19 protein-coding genes and 1 pseudogene are annotated in these 17,394 nt (G+C 70.6%); 10 read left to right on the top strand and 10 right to left on the bottom strand.

The genetic code is table 11. The features are described 5' to 3' along the window. The first annotated feature begins 11 nt into the window (after positions 1-11). Genes K1T34_RS04855 through K1T34_RS04840 form a run of 4 tightly spaced genes read left to right on the top strand, consistent with a single transcriptional unit; the run spans position 12 to position 3,168 of the window. Positions 12-764, top strand: a complete 753-nt coding sequence (locus tag K1T34_RS04855; protein WP_220243093.1) for an SDR family oxidoreductase — start codon at positions 12-14, stop codon at positions 762-764. Between the two features lie 22 nt (positions 765-786). Further along, positions 787-1,443 (top strand): histidine phosphatase family protein, encoded by a 657-nt coding sequence (locus K1T34_RS04850; protein ID WP_220243092.1) that lies wholly within the window; start codon positions 787-789, stop codon positions 1,441-1,443. Positions 1,444-1,453: 10 nt separating this feature from the next. Continuing rightward, complete coding sequence (locus K1T34_RS04845) at positions 1,454-2,371, top strand: SMP-30/gluconolactonase/LRE family protein (protein ID WP_220243091.1); 918 nt, start codon at positions 1,454-1,456, stop codon at positions 2,369-2,371. 41 nt (positions 2,372-2,412) lie between these two features. Then, positions 2,413-3,168 carry a 2-keto-4-pentenoate hydratase gene (locus K1T34_RS04840; RefSeq protein WP_220243090.1) on the top strand — a complete coding sequence of 252 codons (756 nt, stop codon included), beginning with the start codon at positions 2,413-2,415 and terminating at the stop codon, positions 3,166-3,168. A gap of 18 nt (positions 3,169-3,186) precedes the next feature. On the opposite strand, the gene K1T34_RS04835 is transcribed toward K1T34_RS04840, so the two are convergent. Next, positions 3,187-4,014 carry an enoyl-CoA hydratase family protein gene (locus K1T34_RS04835; protein ID WP_220243089.1) on the bottom strand — a complete coding sequence of 276 codons (828 nt, stop codon included), beginning with the start codon at positions 4,012-4,014 and terminating at the stop codon, positions 3,187-3,189. Beyond that, positions 4,011-4,703 carry an SDR family NAD(P)-dependent oxidoreductase gene (locus K1T34_RS04830; RefSeq protein WP_220243088.1) on the bottom strand — a complete coding sequence of 231 codons (693 nt, stop codon included), beginning with the start codon at positions 4,701-4,703 and terminating at the stop codon, positions 4,011-4,013. Before K1T34_RS04830 ends, K1T34_RS04835 begins: the two co-directional genes overlap by 4 nt. A gap of 68 nt (positions 4,704-4,771) precedes the next feature. On the opposite strand from K1T34_RS04830, the gene K1T34_RS04825 reads away from it, so the two are divergent. The 4 genes from K1T34_RS04825 (at position 4,772) to K1T34_RS04810 (ending at position 8,797) form a co-directional block, all read left to right on the top strand. Beyond that, positions 4,772-5,608 (top strand): PaaX family transcriptional regulator C-terminal domain-containing protein, encoded by an 837-nt coding sequence (locus K1T34_RS04825; RefSeq protein WP_255638312.1) that lies wholly within the window; start codon positions 4,772-4,774, stop codon positions 5,606-5,608. Then, positions 5,605-6,396, top strand: a complete 792-nt coding sequence (locus K1T34_RS04820; RefSeq protein WP_220243087.1) for a tryptophan 2,3-dioxygenase — start codon at positions 5,605-5,607, stop codon at positions 6,394-6,396. The genes K1T34_RS04825 and K1T34_RS04820 overlap by 4 nt, the downstream gene beginning before the upstream one ends. Beyond that, complete coding sequence (locus tag K1T34_RS04815; protein WP_220243086.1) at positions 6,393-7,586, top strand: kynureninase; 1,194 nt, start codon at positions 6,393-6,395, stop codon at positions 7,584-7,586. Before K1T34_RS04820 ends, K1T34_RS04815 begins: the two co-directional genes overlap by 4 nt. A 137-nt stretch (positions 7,587-7,723) precedes the next feature. Further along, a complete protein-coding gene (locus K1T34_RS04810) occupies positions 7,724-8,797 on the top strand; it encodes a Glu/Leu/Phe/Val dehydrogenase dimerization domain-containing protein (protein ID WP_220243085.1) in 1,074 nt (357 codons plus the stop codon). A gap of 80 nt (positions 8,798-8,877) precedes the next feature. Here the strand turns inward: K1T34_RS04810 and K1T34_RS04805 are convergent, their stop codons facing one another. Further along, a complete protein-coding gene (locus K1T34_RS04805; RefSeq protein ID WP_220243084.1) occupies positions 8,878-9,399 on the bottom strand; it encodes a DUF6790 family protein in 522 nt (173 codons plus the stop codon). 57 nt (positions 9,400-9,456) lie between these two features. Between K1T34_RS04805 and K1T34_RS04800 the strand changes: the two genes are divergently transcribed. After that, positions 9,457-9,882, top strand: coding sequence for a MarR family winged helix-turn-helix transcriptional regulator (locus K1T34_RS04800; protein ID WP_220243083.1), 426 nt, complete (start codon positions 9,457-9,459; stop codon positions 9,880-9,882). A 48-nt stretch (positions 9,883-9,930) separates the two neighbouring features. Here the strand turns inward: K1T34_RS04800 and K1T34_RS04795 are convergent, their stop codons facing one another. The 3 genes from K1T34_RS04795 to K1T34_RS04785 form a co-directional block, all read right to left on the bottom strand. Beyond that, positions 9,931-10,116: a DUF5302 domain-containing protein gene (locus tag K1T34_RS04795; RefSeq protein ID WP_220243082.1), complete on the bottom strand. Its 186-nt coding sequence runs from the start codon at positions 10,114-10,116 to the stop codon at positions 9,931-9,933. 203 nt (positions 10,117-10,319) lie between these two features. Then, positions 10,320-10,748, bottom strand: a complete 429-nt coding sequence (locus tag K1T34_RS04790; protein WP_220243081.1) for a hypothetical protein — start codon at positions 10,746-10,748, stop codon at positions 10,320-10,322. A gap of 184 nt (positions 10,749-10,932) precedes the next feature. Further along, positions 10,933-11,802 (bottom strand): alpha/beta fold hydrolase, encoded by an 870-nt coding sequence (locus K1T34_RS04785; protein WP_220243080.1) that lies wholly within the window; start codon positions 11,800-11,802, stop codon positions 10,933-10,935. A gap of 67 nt (positions 11,803-11,869) precedes the next feature. Between K1T34_RS04785 and K1T34_RS04780 the strand changes: the two genes are divergently transcribed. Continuing rightward, positions 11,870-12,598, top strand: coding sequence for a TetR/AcrR family transcriptional regulator (locus K1T34_RS04780; protein ID WP_220243079.1), 729 nt, complete (start codon positions 11,870-11,872; stop codon positions 12,596-12,598). 178 nt (positions 12,599-12,776) lie between these two features. On the opposite strand, the gene K1T34_RS04775 is transcribed toward K1T34_RS04780, so the two are convergent. The 4 genes and pseudogenes from K1T34_RS04775 to K1T34_RS04760 all read right to left on the bottom strand — a co-directional run bounded on the left by K1T34_RS04775 (position 12,777) and on the right by K1T34_RS04760 (position 17,381). Further along, on the bottom strand, positions 12,777-13,409 hold the full coding sequence (locus K1T34_RS04775) for a TetR/AcrR family transcriptional regulator (protein WP_220243078.1): 633 nt from the start codon (positions 13,407-13,409) through the stop codon (positions 12,777-12,779). Positions 13,410-13,521: 112 nt separating this feature from the next. Beyond that, on the bottom strand, positions 13,522-15,216 hold the full coding sequence (locus K1T34_RS04770; protein WP_220243077.1) for an NAD(P)/FAD-dependent oxidoreductase: 1,695 nt from the start codon (positions 15,214-15,216) through the stop codon (positions 13,522-13,524). Next, a pseudogene (locus tag K1T34_RS04765) lies at positions 15,213-15,984 on the bottom strand (carbon-nitrogen hydrolase family protein). The gene K1T34_RS04770 and the pseudogene K1T34_RS04765 overlap by 4 nt, the downstream one beginning before the upstream one ends. Then, positions 15,981-17,381: an amino acid permease gene (locus K1T34_RS04760; RefSeq protein ID WP_220243076.1), complete on the bottom strand. Its 1,401-nt coding sequence runs from the start codon at positions 17,379-17,381 to the stop codon at positions 15,981-15,983. The pseudogene K1T34_RS04765 and the gene K1T34_RS04760 overlap by 4 nt, the downstream one beginning before the upstream one ends. Between the last annotated feature and the right edge of the window lie 13 nt (positions 17,382-17,394).

Below are 17,394 nucleotides of genomic sequence, written 5' to 3'. Positions count from 1 at the left end.
GGATCCGGCCCATGGTCCTGCGGAAGAACATCCTGATCACCGGCGCCAGTTCGGGGCTGGGCGAAGGCATGGCGCGCCAGTTCGCGGCGCGCGGCCGCAACCTCGCCCTCTGCGCGCGGCGTACCGACCGCCTCGACGAGCTCGCGGCCGAACTCAAAGCCGCCTTCCCCGGGATCACGGTCGTCACCCGCCCGCTCGACGTCAACGACCACGACCGCGTGTTCACCGTCTTCGAAGAGTTCCGCGGCGAGCTCGGCTCGCTCGACCGCGTGATCGTGAACGCCGGGCTCGGCAAGGGCCAGCCCGTGGGCAAGGGCCGCTTCGACGCCAACCGCCAGACGCTGGAGACCAACTTCGTCGCCGCGGCCGCGCAGATCGAGGCCGCCGTTGGCATCCTCCGCGAGCAGCGTGACGGGCACCTCGCCGTGGTCTCGTCGTTCAGCGCGATCCGCGGCCTGCCCAAGAACCTCACCGCGTACGCCGCTTCGAAGGCCGGGATTTCCGCGTTCGTGGCGGGCACGCGGGTCGAGCTGCGCCGCACGGACATCAGCGTCACCGAGATCCGCCCCGGCTACATCGCGTCCGAAATGACCGACCGCAGCGGCACCACGCCGTTGCTGACCGGCGCCGAGGCGGGGGCCCGCGCGATGGCCAAGGCGATCGAGGCGGAGCCGAAAATGGCGTACGTTCCTTCGTGGCCGTGGGTGCCGCTCAGTGCGGTCATGCGCGTGCTGCCCGCCGGGTTGCTGGCCAAGTTCTCCTGACGAGCCAAAAGGAGCAAATGCGTTGGGTGCGATCTACCTCGTCCGTCACGGTCAGGCCTCGTTCGGCGCGGCCGACTACGACGCGCTGTCCGAGCGCGGCTTCGAACAGTCCACTGTGGTCGGTCGTGAGCTCGCGCGCCGGGGCGTCGAGTTCGCGCAGGTGCGCTCCGGCTCGCTCGCCCGCCAGCGCGACACGGCGGCGACGGCGCTGAAGACGCTCGGCTCGGACGTGCCCGTGGTCGAGGACCCGCGGTGGAACGAATACGACCACGTGGACATTTCGCGCCACCACGCCGGCGGCGCCCCGCAGGAGGATTCCCGCGCGTACCAGGGCCTGCTCGACGCCGCGCTCGGTGCGTGGGTGGCGGCGGGCGCCGACGGGCCGTGCGCCGAGACGTGGCCGGCGTTCCTCGAACGCTGCACGGCCGGGCTGACCGACCTCGTCGAGTCACTCGGCAAGGGCGAGCACGCGCTGGTGTTCACCTCCGGGGGCGTGATCGGCACGATCGCGGGCGCGGTGCTGGGCGTGCCCGAGGTCGGCTTGCTGAAGTTCAACCGCGTCACCGTGAACACCGGCATCACCAAGCTCACCTCGGGCCGCGGCGGCGTGAACCTGTTGACGTTCAACGAACACCCGCACTTCGAAGCGGAGGCGGCGCAGCTGCTCACCTACCGGTAGGAGGTTCGTGATGGACTTCGGTGACGTCACGGTGGTCCCGGTCAACGGGCACGCACCCGAAGACGTGGTGGTGGACGCCGAGGGCCGGGTCTACACCGGCGTCGACGACGGCCGCATCCTGCGCGTCGCTCCCGACGGCCGTCGCATCGACGTCCTCGGCGACACCGGCGGCCGTCCGCTGGGCCTGGAGCTCTACGGCGACGACCTGCTCATCTGCGACGCCCGCGCAGGCCTGCTCACGATGCCGCTGGCCGGGGGAGCGGTGCGCACGCTCGCGACCTCCGCCGCCGGCCTCGACCTGGTGTTCTGCAACAACGCCGCCGTCGCCACCGACGGCACGATCTACTTCACCGACTCCTCGCGCCGCTTCGGCATCGACCGCTGGCGCGACGACCTCATCGAACAGACCGCCGGTGGCCGTCTTCTGCGCCGCGCCCCGGACGGCAGCATCGATCTGATCGCCGACGGCCTCCAGTTCGCCACCGGCGTCGCCCTGCCCCCGGACGAATCCTTCGTGGCCGTCGCCGAAACCGGCGAGTTCCGCGTCACCCGCTTCTGGCTCCACGGCACCCGCCAGGGCCAGCGCGACACCCTCGTGGCGGACTTGCCCGGCTTCCCCGACAACATCGCCACCGGCAGCGACGGCTTGATCTGGGTCACGCAGGCCTCCGTACGCGTGCCCGCCCTCGACGCCATCCGCAGCCTGCCCGCCTCGTTGCGCGCCGCCGTGCGCTCGCTGCCGGCTGCGCTGCAACCCGCCCCGAAACGCAAGGTCGGTGTGCTCGGCATCGCCGCCGACGGCGCTGTGGAGCACGAGCGGTGGGGCGAGATCCCGGGCTTCCACATGCTCGTCGGCGTCCGCGAGCACGCCGGTCGCCTGTGGTTCGGTTCGCTGGAGGGCAACGCCATCGCGCACACCGAGGTGTGATCAGATGACCGGGCCCATCCCGGACCCCTGAGGAGCACACGGTGGCGGACGACGACCTGGCCTGGCGCCTGCACAAGGCCACCCACGGCGGCCCCGCCGTCGCCCCCGAACCCCTGGCCGATCTCGCGGACGCCTACCGCGTCTCCCGATCGACCCGCGACCTGGCCCTGGCCGCCGGCGACCGCCTCGCGGGCTACAAAATCGGCCTCACGTCCGAGCCGGCCCGCGCCACCTACAGCGCCGCCGAGCCCGCCCTCGGCTACGTCCTGGCTTCCACCGTGCTGGACCCCGGGCAACCCTTGTCGACCGCGGACCTGTTCGCCCCTCGCGCCGAAGTCGAAATCGCCTTCATCCTCGGCCGCCCGCTTTCCGGCCCCGACACCACCGCCGAGAACGTCCTCGCCGCGACGGCCGCGATCGCCCCCGCCTTCGAAATCGTCGACTCCCGCTGGTCCGGCGGCCCCACCACGCTGCCCATGCTCGCCGCCGACAACACCAACGCCGCCTACGCCCTGCTCGGCCCCCAGGTCCCGGTGCCGCAAGACCTTTCGGCCATCACCTGCACCCTCACCATCGGCGACCGCGTCGTTCCGGGCGCCTCCACCGCGGTGCTGAACGGCAACCCCGCCGCCGCCATCGCCTGGCTCGCCAACCACCTCGCCACGACGGGCGACGAAATCCCGGCGGGCGCCCTGATCCTCACCGGCACCCTGTGCGCGCCGACGCCGTTCACTGGCGGCGAAAGTCTCGCGGCCGACATTCCCGGCCTGGGTAGCGTCACCTTGGCGACGAAATAGCCGCCGCCAAGCCGCCGGTCACCGACCAGTCCACTGTGGACTACGCCCCGCCGACCAAGCGGCGTAGAACTCCTTGTGGTCGTGAGCCGTCATCAGCAACGCCTGCGTCATCGCCTCGAGTTCGATCGACGACCCCAGGTCCATGTCCAGCTCACGGGTCAGCAGGACCTTCGTAGTCGAGTACGCCAACGCCGGCCCGTCAGCGAGGCGGCGGGCCAGCGCAGCGGCCGTCGGCGCCAGCTCGGAGTCCTCCACGACCGACGTCGCCAGTCCGATCGCCTCAGCCCGGGCCGAGTCCAGCTTGTCGCCCAGCATCAGCAGTTCCGTGGCCCGGCCGAGGCCCACCAGCCGGGGCAGCAGGTATGCCGAGCCCATGTCCGCGCCGGCCAAGCCGACCTTCGTGAACAGGAACGCGAACTTCGCCGACTTCGCCAGCACACGGAAGTCCGACGCCAACGCGATGACCGACCCGGCACCGGCCGCCACGCCGTTGACAGCGGCGATGACCGGAATGGGAGTCTCCCGCAACGCCTTCACGACCGCGCCGGTCATGCGCGTGAACTCGAGCAGCTCCGCGGTCTCCATCTTCTGGAGTTCGCCGATGATCTCCTCGACATCCCCGCCCGAGCAGAAGCCCCGTCCCTGGCCGGTGATCACGAGCACCTTCACGTCGCCGCGGTGGGGCAGCTCCGTGACCAGGTCCCGCAAATCCGCATACACGTCAAACGTCAGCGCGTTCAGCTTCTCCGGGCGGTTGAACGTCAACGTGGCCACGCCGTCGTCCACGGTGAACTCGAAGTGGTCCCACGACTTCGTGATCGGGGCAGTCGCACGGAACGGGCTCATTTCTGAATTCCTCCACCATCGAGTACGAGGGTCTGTCCATTGATCGCGGCCGCTTCCTCGGCGGCGAAGAACGCCACCGCGAAGGCGACCTCCGAGGGTTCGAGCAACCGCCCCAACGGTGACGCGGCCGCCAAAGCCGCTTCGGCGTCGGCTTCGTCGCGGCCGGTGCGTTCGCGGATGCGGGCGACCGAGTCGGCCGTCATGTCGGTGCGCACGAACGCCGGGCACACCGCGTTGGCCGTCACCCCGGTCCCGGTGATCTCCGCGGCGACCGCGCGCATCAGCCCCACCGCGGCGTGCTTCGAGGCCGTATAGCCCGTGGTGTAACGGTAACCGACGTGCCCGGCGGTCGAGGCCACCGTGACGATCCGGCCGCGGTCGCGCGAGCGCATCCCCGGCAGCACCTCGCGGGTGCACAGGAACGCGCCGGTCGCGTTGACCTCGAACTGCGCTCGCCAGTCCTCCATCGACGTCTTCGCGGTGGGAGCGCTCGACGAGATCCCGGCGTTGTTCACGAGCACGTCGACCGGGCCCAAATCGGCGAAGTACGAGCGCACGGCCTGCTCGTCGGTCACGTCGCACTCACGTCTGCCCGGCGCGTGCACTGTGTCACCCGCCGCCGTAAACCGTTCCGCGATCGCTGCGCCGATGCCGCGAGTGCCGCCGGTGACGACCACCAGCCGTTTCATCCAGCCTCCTGACAACCTGCTCACTCGAAAGCTACACCGCAGCGGACTGGGGTGTATAGAGTCATGCCGTGCCCGAACCATCGCCCACCGGACCGCAGGAGCTGGTGATCACGCTCCTCGGCAGCTACGCGCGGCCGCGCGAGAGCCGGCGCGTGTGGTCGGGCGGCCTCGTGTCGCTGCTCACCGAGCTGGGCTTCTCCGACGGCGCCGCCCGCATCGCGCTCACCCGGCTGGTCAACCGCGACCTGCTGGCGCGCCACCGCGAAGGCCGGCTGGTGCACTACTCGCTCACGAGCCGCACCATCGCGGTCCTGGCCGACGGCGACCGGCGCATCTTCAGCCTCGGCCGCCGCGACCGGCCCGCCGGCCCGTGGACGGTGCTGTGGCAGAACATCCCCGAGACCCGCCGCCAGGCCCGCGAGACGCTCGTGCGGCGCTTGCGGTTCCTCGGCTTCGGCCCGGTGCAGGACGGCACGTGGATCGCGCCGCACGACCGCGAGGCCGAGGTGCTCGGCCTGCTCGCCGAGCTCGGCGTGACCGAGCACGCCGGCCTGATGCTGGGCACTCCGTCGGCGGCGCTGGACGTCCGCCGGTTCGCCGGGCGGGCCTGGGACCTCGACGAGCTGTCGGCCCGCTATGACGCGTTCGTGACCGAGTTCGGTGGCAGCCCGCACGATCTGCCCGACGCGCAAGCGTTTACGGTGCGAACGAGACTGGTGCACGAGTTCCGCGTGTTCCCGTCGCTCGATCCCGAGCTGCCCGGCGAGCTGATTCCCGCGCCCGGCCGGCGCGCGGCGGCCGTCGAGCTCTTCCACGACCTGTACGCCGCGCTGGCGCCCGCGGCGCAACGGCACTTCGATCGTGCCGTGCGGACCAGTGATTTCGACGAGGTGAGGAACCCATGACCCAGACCGACGACACGCAGGCTGCGCTGAGCTACACGTCGTACCTCGCGCTCGACGAGGTGCTCCAGGCCCAGCGCCCGCGTTCCGACGAGCACGACGAGCTGCTGTTCATCGTGATCCACCAGGTGTACGAGCTGTGGTTCAAGCAGATCCTGCACGAGGCGGAGTTCCTGCAGGCCAACCTCGAAGCCGGCAACACCGCGCACGCGATCCGCACGCTGCGGCGGATCCTCACGGTGCTGAAGGTGATCGTCGCGCAGCTCGACGTGCTGGAGACCATGACGCCCAGCCAGTTCACGAGCTTCCGCGCGCGCCTCGACGCGTCCAGCGGCTTCCAGTCGGCCCAGTTCCGCGAGCTGGAGGCGGTGCTCGGCCGCCGCGACGAGCGCGTGTTCGCGCACTACCCGGAAGGCGGCGAGCAGCGCGCCCGGATCGCCGCCGCGATGGCCCGGCCGTCGGTCTTCGACTCGTTCCTCAAATACCTCGCGAACAGCGGTTATGCCGTGGACCGTGATCGAGACGTCACCCGGCCGGTGGCACCGTCGGCGGAACTGCAGGCGGTACTGCTGAAGGTCTACCAGGACGACGGCGGCCCCTCGGTGGTCGCGGAGTGCCTCGTCGACCTCGACGAAGGGATGCAGGAGTGGCGCTACCGGCACGTGAAGATGGTCGAGCGGACCATCGGCGACAAGACCGGGACGGGCGGGTCGTCGGGCGCGACGTACCTGCGGACCACCCTCTTCCAGCCGATGTTCCCGGACCTGTGGGCCGTGCGGAGCAAGTTGTGACGACGCTGGATTCTCTGCGCGCGGACGACAACGCGCTCGCGCCGCACTACTCGCGCTTCCGTGTGGCCGACCGGTTGCTGCTCTCGGCGCACTCGCACCAGGCCTGGCCCGACGTCGCGGAGGAGGGTCTGGCCGAGGCGTTCGCCGACGCGGCCCGCGACGTCGACGAGAAGTGGACCGCCGCGTTCGCCAAGGCCGACGAGCTGCGCGCCGGCTTCCGCGCGCTGCTGTCCGACCAGCACGGCGAGTACGCCCTGGGCGCCAACACCCACGAGCTCGTGATCCGGTTCCTCTCGGCGATCGAGCTGCGGTCCCGCCCGCGCCTGGTCACCACCGGCGGCGAGTTCCACACCCTGCGCCGCCAGCTCGCACGGCTGGAGGAAGAGGGCGTCGAAGTCGTGCGGGTGCCCGTGGACCCCGTGCCGACGCTGGCCGAACGCGTGGCCGCGGAGGTCGACGAGAACACGGCGGCCGTGCTCGTGTCCGCCGTGTTGTTCGAGACCGCGCGGCTCGTGCCCGGGCTCGCGCACCTGGCCGACGTTTGCCGCGCCGGCAATGTCGAACTGGTCGTGGACGCCTACCACGCCTTGGGCGTCGTGCCGTTCTCGCTGCACGACCTGGGACTCACCAACGCGTGGGTGGTCGGCGGCGGCTACAAGTACCTCCAGCTCGGCGAGGGCAACTGCTTCCTGCGCCTGCCGGCCCACGCGCAGGAGCTGCGCCCGGTCGTCACCGGCTGGTACGCGGAGTTCGGCGCGCTCGCCGACCGGCAGCGCCCGGACCGCGTCGCCTACGCCACCGGCGGCGACCGCTTCGCCGGCGCTACCTACGACCCGTCGAGCCACTACCGCGGCGTGCGCGTGCAGCGGTTCTTCGCCGAGCACGGCCTGACGCCGGAGTTCCTGCGCACGGTGTCGCAGCACCAGGTCGGCCTGCTCGCGCAGTGCTTCGACGACCTCGGCCTGCCCGCCGACGTGGTGTCGAGGGACCGCGAGACGCCGCCGGGGATGATCGGCGGGTTCCTGTCGCTGCGCAGCCCCTCGGCCGGCGACCTGCAGAACGCGCTGGCCGAGCACGGCGTCCGGACCGACAGCAGGGGCTCCTACCTGCGGTTCGGCCCGGCGCCGTACCTGTCGGATGCCCAGCTGGAAGCAGCGATGGCGACACTCGGGAAGGTCGTCGCCGGCTGATCGACGACCTGCGGTGGTCGGTTCGCGCGGATGGCTCTAGGTTGGCGGTGTGCGGGGTGGACGACCTCCGTCCGGCACACCACCTTCCGGAGCGCGCGGCCACGAACCGCGAGCGGTCAGACAAGGGAGTCACCACCGTGACCGAAGGAGTGTTCGGCCGGCACAGCGGCCATGAACAAGTCGTGTACTGCCACGACGAGGCCAGCGGCCTCAAAGCCATCATCGGCATTTACTCCACCGCACTGGGCCCGGCGCTCGGCGGCACTCGCTTCTACCCCTACGCCACCGAGGACGACGCGCTCGACGACGTGCTCGCGCTCTCCAAGGGGATGGCGTACAAGAACGCGCTGGCCGGACTCGACCTCGGCGGCGGCAAGGCCGTGATCCTCGGCGACCCGGCCACGATGAAGTCCGAAGCGCTGCTGCGTGCATACGGCCGCTTCGTGCAGTCCCTCGGCGGCCGCTACATCACGGCCTGCGACGTGGGCACGTACGTGCACGACATGGACGTGGTGGCCCGCGAGACCAAGTTCGTCACCGGCCGCTCACCCGAAGACGGCGGTGCGGGCGACTCCTCGGTGCTCACCGCGTACGGCGTCTACCAGGGCATGCGCGCTTCGGCTGACCACGTGTGGGGCGTGCCCGAGCTGGCCGGCCGCCGCGTCGGCGTCGCCGGGGTCGGCAAGGTCGGGCACATCCTGGTGGGCCACCTCGTCGAAGCCGGCGCGCAGGTCGTGATCACCGACGTGTCGGCGCCCGCGCTGGAGCGCACGCGCGCCGCGTACCCGGGCGTCGAGGTCGTGTCCGATGTGGACACCCTGATCCGCACGGACCTCGACGTCTTCGCCCCGTGCGCTCTCGGTGGCGTGCTCACGGACGAGAGGGTGGCCGCGCTGCAAGCCCGCATCGTGTGCGGTGCCGCGAACAACCAGCTCGCCCACCCGGGCGTCGACAAGCTCCTCGACGACCGCGGCATCCTCTTCGCGCCCGACTACCTGGTCAACGCCGGCGGCGTCATCCAGGTCGACGACGAACGCCACGGCTTCGACTTCGCCCGCGCCCAGCGCAAGACCACGGCCATCTTCGACACCACGAAGGCCGTGTACGCCCTGGCCAAGGCCGACGGCGTCCCGCCCGCCGCGGCGGCCGACCGCCTCGCAGAGCGCCGCATGGCCGACGTCGGCCGGCTGCGTTCGATCCTCACGGTCTGAGTTTTTCACGACGGCGGGCGCACGGTGTTCCCGTGCGCCCGCTTTTCTTTGTTCAGGATTTTCTTTGTGTAGGAAGGTTTTCAGACCAGCGCCGGCGTGGCCGGTTCCGCTGTGGACAGTCGCTGCGCGCGGCGGGCGAGGATGATCAGCACGGCCGGGATGAGCAGGTCGGTGATCACGACGCCGCCGGTGTTGCCCGGTGCGTGGTCGCCGTTGGCGAACCACTGGTAGAGGTGGCCGGCGGCCGCGCCCCAGAGGAACATCCCGGCACCGAGGCCGATCGTGATGCGTTCCCGGGCCGACGCCGACGCGGCGCGGAAGCCCATGATCGCGAGCCCGAGGTTGGCGAAGGCGATTTCGAACTCGAACGGGGTCCGGGTGAAGCCGATCGCCGTGGACATCACGTCCGGGGCACCGAGGAACGCCAGCGTCATCCAGAGGCTCGAGCAGCCGAGGGCGCCGATGGCCCACCATCGTTGCCAGGTCTCCAGTGCGGCTTGGCGGGAGGGGCTGTGCCGGGTGCGGACGAAGGCGCCGATGGCCGGCACCACGACGAAGAGCAGGGGAACGGCGGACTGGGCGAGGTACTCGATCGTGGTCATGACTTGAGTCTTGCATGGTTAATATTAACCTTGCAAGACTCAAGGTAGACTTGTGGCGTGGACGACGATCTCGCTGACTTGCTGCATCGCGTGGTGTTCCTGCTGGGGGAGGCCGCGCGCCGGCGTGCTGACAGTTCCGGTGGTGCCGGGGGTCTGAGCTACAGCCAGATGCGACTGCTGGGCACACTGGAGGAAATCCAGCCGGTGACCCAGCACCAGCTGGCGCAGGCGCTCTCGGTGTCGGACCCGGCGATCAGCCGGGCGCTACGCCCGCTGGAGACGGCCGGGCTCGTACAGGTGCGCCAGGACCCCGAACACGCCCGGCGCCGGCTCGTGACGATCACCGAGGTCGGCGCGAAAGCCTTCCACGACAACGGGAAACCGCTCTACGACGAGCTGCGCACGGCGTTGCTCGAAGCCGGTTTCCCGTACGAGCAGTACCTGCGCGACACCGCGCGGCTGGCCCGGCTGCTGGAGGCATGAGAAAGGCCCTCTCACCGCGGTGAGAGGGCCTTCGCCGGTGGGTGACGCTCAGCCGCTCTTGCGGCGGAACGTGCGCTTGTTCGCGGCGGGCCCGTGGGCGTGCTGGTTCTTGCCGCCGCCGGATTCGTGGGCGGAGCCGGAGCGGGCGTGGGCCTGCTTGCGCTCCAGCGCCTCGCGAAACTTGCGCTTGACGTCGTCCTCCTCGCCGCTGGGCGACGGTTGCGGATCACTCATGCTTACCTCCGAAGGTGACGACGTGTGACCGTCCCAGCCTGGCACCGCCGGGAGCCCGACGCGAGTCGATTTCGACACACAGGGACACGCTCACACCCCCACAGCCAACCACGCTCGACCAGCCGCGGACGCGCCGGTACCCCGTCCGGGAACGGCCAACGACGATGGGTTGGCCGCTCCGGACGGGGTACCGGCCGGACCGATCAAGCGGAGGCTGCGTGATCGGTCCGCCGCTGTCCGGCGGTTCGCGGCGAGGGGACGGACGCCACGAACCGGTGCGGCCGGGGGTGAACGCGGCGGCGGGCGCGGACCGCCGCCGTCACCACGAGCCGAGACAGCAAGCCCACGACGAGCACCGCGCCGAGCACGAGGGCGGCGCGGCCGCTCGCGGTGTCGAAGAGGAGGTGGCCTTCGCGGCCGAGGATGAAGCCGGAGTCGACGGCCCAGGCCACGACGGCGATCCCCGCCGCCGCGGCCGGGGCCGTGGTCGCAGCGGCGGCGACCACGACGAGCGCCAGCGGCACCAGCGCGTAGAGCGGGTGCGCGGTCGCCCCCGCGATGTCCGCCCCGATCGCGGCGGCCACCACGGCCGCGCAGCCGAGCGGGAAACCGAAACCACCGGTGATACCCATGAGTCCAGCTCAGCGTGCCCGCCCGCACCGCGCGAGAGGCGCGGACGCTTTCCCTACAGCCCGCGCGGTGTTCTTGACGTCTCCTTAACTGTGCCGATCGTTACCAATCCGACCACAGTCACGGCCGAATGGCTTCGTAGCAACGGTTACGTACCGCGTGGGGGCCGGCCTACTTTTGGCCCGATTAGTAACTGCGGCTCGTGGCCCGCACGATCGCGCCCACGATTTCCGGCCACAGCGGTTCGGGCAGGTCGTGGCCCATGCCGGGGATGACCACCAGCTCCGCGTCGGGGATCGCGGCGGCGGTGGCCTTGCCGCCGCTCACGTCGATCATCGGGTCGGAGTCACCGTGCACGACCACTGTCGGCAGCCGCAGCGAGCGCAGCGCCTCCGTGCGGTCGCCCGACGCGACAACTGCCGCGGCCTGGCGCAGCGTGCCCATCGGGTGCTGCGCGCGGTCGTAGCCCCGCGCCGCCTTGAACCGCAGGTAGTCGTCGGTCGCGGGGTAACCAGGCGAGCCGGTGGTGCGGTAGGAGGCGATGCTCTGCTCGATGGCCTCCTCGCGCGTCGCCGCGGGCGGGCGCGTCAGCGTGGCCAGCGCGACGGGCGAGGTGTGCCCGACGGTCGGGTCGCCGGTCGTGGACATGATCGAGGTGAGGCTCAGCAGCCGGTCCGGGTGGTCGATGGCGAGCTGCTGCACGACCATCCCGCCCATCGACGCGCCCACTACGTGGGCCTTCGCGAAGCCGAGCGCGTCGAACAGGCCGACGGTGTCGTCGGCGAGGTCCGAGAGCAGGTACGGCGCCGAGGCCTGCCCGGCCGAGATCCCCGCCAGGTCGGGCGCGCCGAGTTCGTCGAGGTAGGCCGACAGGCCGATGTCGCGGTTGTCGAAGCGGACGACGAAGAATCCCTGGCTCGCGATCAGCTCGCAGAACCCGGTCTCCCACGTCACCATCTGGGCACCGAGGCCCATCACGAGCACCAGTGGCGGGTTCGCGGCGTCGCCGAAAGTGTCGTACTCGAGTTCGAGGCCGTTGGCCAGGGCACGGGGCATGCCCTGATCCTGCCCTAGATCCCCGAATCCTGGCACGCGCCGTCGTTATCCGGATACGGTACATCGCATGCCGTCTTCGTCCTCGCGGGCCGGGAACCGTCCGCGCTCGCGCGCGGCAGCGGGACTGCCGGCCGTCACCGCCGAGAAGGTGGTCGACGCGGCGGTCGCGCTGACCGCCGAGCGCGGCCTCGACAACTGGACGTTGCGCCAGCTCGCGGCGGCCGTGGACGCCTACCCCGCGGTGATCTACCACCACGTCGGCGACCGGGACGCGGTCGTGGCCGAGGTGCTCGATCGCGTCGTCGGCCTGCTGAGCCTGCCCGACGAAGACCTGCCGTGGCAGGACTGGTTCGCCGAACTGCTGGCCGAGTTGCGCACGGTGCTGCGAGCGCACCCCGGCACGGCGCGGCGGCTGGTGCTGTTCGGGCCGTCGGTGTCGGCCGCCATCCGCACGATCGACCGCGGGATCGGCGTGCTGCTCGCCGCCGGCTTCGGCGAGGAGAGCGTGCTGGCCTACAACGTGCTCGTCGCCACGGCCTGCCAGTTCGTCGCGATGGAGGACGACCGCGACAGCACGCTCGCGTTGCGCCTGGACAACACCGAGGAGTACGCGACCTATCACGACCGTGCCGACCTGCCCGGCATGGCCGCGCAGGGCCGCGCGATGCGGGAGCTGATGGCCGACCCGGAGCTGGCGGCCGGCTGGTACGCCCGCCTGTACGACTACGCGGTGCGCCGCTGCGTGGACGGGCTGGCGCACCGCCTGGCCGAGCTCGAGGCCGACCCGCGGGGTTGATCGGGTGGCGGCAGCCTTCCGGCGTGGGCCGAACGTGTGACCACCCCGGTGAAATCCGGGGGAAACTGACAGCGAACCCACGTCGACCAGGGGTAACGTGGCAAGGAGCCGGGGGTCGTGAGGCTTCCGGCCGGGGCCCCCGGCACTTTCCTCCCCCCTCGTGGTGCCGGGGGTTCCGTCATTCCCCGGGAACTTCGCCCTGGATCAGCGGGAACACCTCACCGATGAGCGTGACGAGCGATTTGCTCAGCAGCGTGTGCACCTGGTCCCGGCTCAGCGAACCCCGCACGAGCCACTCCCGTCCCGCCGCCTTCACCATGCCGGCGAACGCGCGCACGGCCGCGTTCAGCTCCTCACCGTGCTCGCTGTCGCGCGAAAGGCCGACGGCCTCCAGCACGCGGTCGGCCGATTCGCGGTCGGCCTCTTCGAGGATGCGGTCGACCTCCGCGTCGCGCCCGATGCCCTCGGGCGCGATCGCGGCGAGCCACGTCTTCTCCTGCGAGCGCACCATGTCGAGGAACCAGTCGATGGCCACGTCCGCGCGCAGCTCGAGCGGCCCGTCGGGCAGGATCTCGATCGCGAGCCGCGGCACGGTCAGCGCGCGCCGCACGATTTCCAGGTACAGCTCGCGTTTCGTGCCGAAGTAGTGGTTGATCAACCCCCGCGCGACCCCGGCGGCCGCGGCGATGTCCGAAGTGGACACCGCCGAGTAGGGCCGTTCGCCGAACAGGCGCGCCGCGCAGGCGTAGATCTGTTCTCTGCGCTCGTCCGGTTCCAGTCTCCGCCACTTCGGCGCCGGCTCCGTATTCATACGTAATATTTTCGCATGATCGGTTCAGCCGGGCCGACCGATCTCCGGCGGTGTCGCGCCCGGGGACACCATTGGTTGGCTACCGGCGGGTACGGGTTGACTGGCCGCGGGGTCAGTCCGGCAGTTCGATCGGCGCCAGGTCGTCGAACAGGTCACCAGGACCGGGGTTGGCCGGCGCCGACTCGCCGCCGAAGTGCCGCTGCACTCCCCACACCGCGTTGAGCGCCGTCTGCACCGCGCCTTCGGCCCAGCCCGCGGTCCACGACACGTCGTCGCCGGCGAGGAACAGCCCGCGGTAGCGCTCGGGCAGCGCGTCCTGCTTGAAGTGCGTGAACAGCCGGTGCTGGTAGCGGTAGTGGCCGGGCAGGTTCGCCTTGAACGCGCCCATGAAATGCGGTTCCGCTTCCCACGACACGGTCACCGGGTCGCCCACGAGGTGCTTGCGCACGTCGACGCCGGGGTAGATCTCGCGCAGCGACTGCAGCATCACCTCCACGCGCTCGGAGACCCTCAGCGGCAGCCACTTCAGGGAATCGTCGGCCCACGTGTAGGAAAGGCAGATCACGGCGGGTTTGCCCGGGTCGTCGCCGAGCAGATAGGTACCGCGCGGCATCCGGTCGGTCAGCGTCATGCTCATCGTGTCGCGCCCGGTCACGGGGTCGCGGTCGAGCCAGAACGGCCGGTCCACCGGCACGAACACCTTCGACGACTCCATGTAGTGCGTGCGCTCGATGGCCGTCCAGTGGTCGATCGGGAACAGTGCCTCATCGCATTCGATCTTGGACAGCAGCATCCAGCTCTGCGCGGTGAACACCGCGGCGCGGAAGGTGCGGATGTGCCCGGACACGTCGGTGACGGTCACGTTGTTCGGCGCCGTGCGGTGCAGCCGCGTGACGCCGGGCCGCGGCCGGCCGTTTTCGTGCAGAGTGGCGAGGCTGGTGCCGGCGGGCCAGTGCGCGAGCGTTTCCGGTGCGTGGTCCCACAACCGCACCGGCAGCTGCCTGCTGCCGCCGGTGATGCTGCGATGCTCGTCGTCGGCGCCGGTGTAGACGACGCGCAGAATCTCCAGGATCGAGTTGGGGAAGTCGGTGTCCCAGCCGCCCGTGCCGAAACCGACCTGGCCGAAGATCTCGCGGTGGCGGAACGACGCGAACGCGGGCGAATCGCACAGGAAGCCGTAGAAGGTCTGGTTGTCCAGGCGCGGCACGAGCTCGTTCCAGATCCGCTTCACGGTTTTCGCGTCACGGTCGCGGATCGCGGTCTGCATCTCGGCGAAGGACGCGTGCTCGTCGAGCGTGCGCTGCCACGCCTGGGCGACTTCGCCGAACACCGGCGGCAGATCGTCCTGCGTGCGCGCGTAATGGCTGTGGCCCTTGAGGTCCACGACCGTGCTCGACGTCGCGGGCGCGAGCGGGTTCGGGAACGGTGAGGTCTTCAGGCCCACCTTGTCGATGTAGTGGAACAACGCGGTGGACGCCGGGGGAAAGCGCATCGCGCCCATTTCGGCGACCACGTCGTCGGGCAAGCCGGGGAAGCGGTGCGTGCGCAGGCGTCCGCCCAGCTCGGCGATCTCGTACACCACCGGGCGCAGCCCTAGCTTCATGAGTTCGTAGGCCGTGACGACACCGGAGAGCCCGCCGCCGATCACGGCGACCTCGGTGCCGTGGTGCTCCGCCGGCACGGTGCCGAGCCCGGCGGGGTGGGCGAGGTAGTCGTCGTAGGCGAACGGAAAGTCGGGGCCGAACATGGTGATCGGGCGCCCGGCCGGCTCGTCCGTGGGGATCGCGGTCGGGACGGCGGAGGTCATGCCTGGAGTCCTTCTTCGGTCAGGGATCGGTACAACGCGGGCCGGCGATCGGCCAGGTAGGTGTTCTCCGGACGCGCAAGCACTGCCGGGTCGACGTCGGCGAAGATCAGCTCGGGTTCTTCGCCGGCTTTCGCCACGGTCTCGTCGGGCGAGACGACGGTGGAGTGGCCGCAGTAGGACAGCTCGCCCTCGGTGTTACAGCGGTTCGCATACACGACATACAGCTGGCTTTCGTGCGCCCGGATGGGGACGAGCGCGTCCGCGACCCGCTCGTACGGCCGCATCAAGGCGGTCGGCACGAGCAGCAACTGGGTGCCGGCGAGGGCGCGCACGCACCGGCTCGGGAAACTCCACGTCGTAGCAGATGAGCAGTCCCACGCGCAGCCCGCCGAGGTCCGCCTGCACCACCAGGTCCGCGCCAGGGGAGAACTGGCCGCGGTCGAGGTCGCCGAACAGGTGCGTCTTGCGGTAGTTGGCGAGCCGTTCCCCTTGTGCGGACAGCAGTTGCACGGAGTTGTACACGGCGTCGCCGTTGCGTTCGGGGTAGCCGTAGACCAGTGCGACGCCGTGCTCGGCCGCGAGCGCGCCCAGTTCCTGAGCCAGCGCTCCGTCGGCCGGCTCGGCGCGTTCGGCGACCGCGGCGGCGCCGATGGCGTACCCCGTGGTGATCATCTCCGCGGTGACGACGAGCGCGGCTCCGCCTTCGGCCGCGGCGGCGAGCGCGGCGGGCAGCTCCTCGTACGGCCCTTGGTGGACGGCGACGATCATTTCGCCGTCGCCAGCCGCGAACGCCGGATGCCGTAACCGAAGTACAGCACCAGCCCGAGCAGCATCCAGCCGCCGAACACGACCCAGGTGGCGCCGTCGAGGCTGAACATCATGTACGCGCAGCAGAGCACGCCCAGGATCGGTGTGACGGGGGAGAACGGCACGCGGAACGTGCGCGCGTCGTCCGGGCGGCGCCGGCGCAGCACGAGCACGGCGATGTTGACCAGGCCGAACGCGAAGAGTGTGCCGATGCTGGTCGCGTCGGCGAGCTTGCCCAGTGGTACGAACGCGGCGAGCACGGCGACGAACGCCGACACCACCAGGGTGTTCGTGCGCGGTACGCCGGTCTTCGGGTGCACTGTGGACAGTGCCTTGGGTACGAGCCCGTCGCGCGACATGGCGAACAGGATCCGCGTCTGTCCGTAGAGGACGGTCAGCACCACGCTGGAGATCGCCACGATGGCGCCGACGGCGAGCACGCCGGCCCAGAACGGGCTGTCCAGCACCGAGGTCAGCACGTGCGACAGGGCCGCCTGCTGGTCGTCGAACCGCTGCCACGGCAGGGCGCCGACCGCCGCGACGGCCACCAGGCAGTAGAGCACCGTGACGATGCCGAGCGAGAGCAGGATCGCGCGCGGCAGGTCGCGTTGCGGGTTGCGGGCCTCCTCGCCGGCGGTCGACGCGGCGTCGAACCCGATGTAGGAGAAGAACAGCTTCGCGCCACCCGCGCTCATGCCGGCGAGGCCCAGCGGCAGGAACGGCGTGAAGTTCTTGGCCTGCACCGCGGTGAAGGCGATGGCGCAGAACAGGACCAGCGTCGCGATCTTCACCACGACCATGATCGCGTTGGCCCGTGCGCTCTCCTTCGCACCCGAAAGCAGCAGCACCATCGCCAGCAGCACCACGACGATCGCGGGCAGGTTCACCAGCCCGCCGTCGCCGGGTGGGCCGCTGATCGACTCGGGCAGCGCGAATCCGAACGCCAGCCGCAGCAGCTCGTTCACGTACTGGCCCCAGCCGACGGCCACCGACGCCACGGACACGCCGTACTCCAGGATCAGGCACCAGCCGCAGACCCACGCCACCAGCTCGCCGAGCGTGGCGTACGCGTAGGAGTACGACGAGCCCGACAGCGGGATCAGGCCCGCGAGCTCGGCGTAGGACAGCGCGGAGAACAGCGCTGTGACCCCGGCGAGCACGAACGAGAGCACCACGGCGGGCCCGGCCACGGGCACGGCCTCGCCGAGCACCACGAAGATGCCGCTGCCCAGCGTCGCGCCGATGGACAGCATCGTGAGCTGGCCCAGGCCGAGCGACCGTTTCAACGGGCCGTGGCCGGCTTCGGCCACCAGGTCCGCGACCGGTTTGCGGCGCCCCAGCGCAGTGCCGAACCGCACGCGGGTCGGGTGG

The sequence above is a fragment of the Amycolatopsis sp. DSM 110486 genome, from assembly GCF_019468465.1.
Classification (GTDB): domain Bacteria; phylum Actinomycetota; class Actinomycetes; order Mycobacteriales; family Pseudonocardiaceae; genus Amycolatopsis.
This window is presented reverse-complemented; position numbering and strand designations above follow the sequence as displayed.

Coding starts and splice junctions, on each gene's coding strand:
- K1T34_RS04845 (WP_220243091.1), top strand. CDS start 1,454: ATGGACTTCGGTGACGTCACGGTGGTCCCGGTCAACGGGCACGCACCC.
- K1T34_RS04775 (WP_220243078.1), bottom strand. CDS start 13,409: ATGAATACGGAGCCGGCGCCGAAGTGGCGGAGACTGGAACCGGACGAG.
- K1T34_RS04830 (WP_220243088.1), bottom strand. CDS start 4,703: ATGAAACGGCTGGTGGTCGTCACCGGCGGCACTCGCGGCATCGGCGCA.
- K1T34_RS04855 (WP_220243093.1), top strand. CDS start 12: ATGGTCCTGCGGAAGAACATCCTGATCACCGGCGCCAGTTCGGGGCTG.
- K1T34_RS04790 (WP_220243081.1), bottom strand. CDS start 10,748: ATGGGTATCACCGGTGGTTTCGGTTTCCCGCTCGGCTGCGCGGCCGTG.
- K1T34_RS04795 (WP_220243082.1), bottom strand. CDS start 10,116: ATGAGTGATCCGCAACCGTCGCCCAGCGGCGAGGAGGACGACGTCAAG.
- K1T34_RS04820 (WP_220243087.1), top strand. CDS start 5,605: ATGACCCAGACCGACGACACGCAGGCTGCGCTGAGCTACACGTCGTAC.
- K1T34_RS04785 (WP_220243080.1), bottom strand. CDS start 11,802: ATGCCCCGTGCCCTGGCCAACGGCCTCGAACTCGAGTACGACACTTTC.
- K1T34_RS04805 (WP_220243084.1), bottom strand. CDS start 9,399: ATGACCACGATCGAGTACCTCGCCCAGTCCGCCGTTCCCCTGCTCTTC.
- K1T34_RS04780 (WP_220243079.1), top strand. CDS start 11,870: ATGCCGTCTTCGTCCTCGCGGGCCGGGAACCGTCCGCGCTCGCGCGCG.
- K1T34_RS04770 (WP_220243077.1), bottom strand. CDS start 15,216: ATGACCTCCGCCGTCCCGACCGCGATCCCCACGGACGAGCCGGCCGGG.
- K1T34_RS04835 (WP_220243089.1), bottom strand. CDS start 4,014: ATGAGCCCGTTCCGTGCGACTGCCCCGATCACGAAGTCGTGGGACCAC.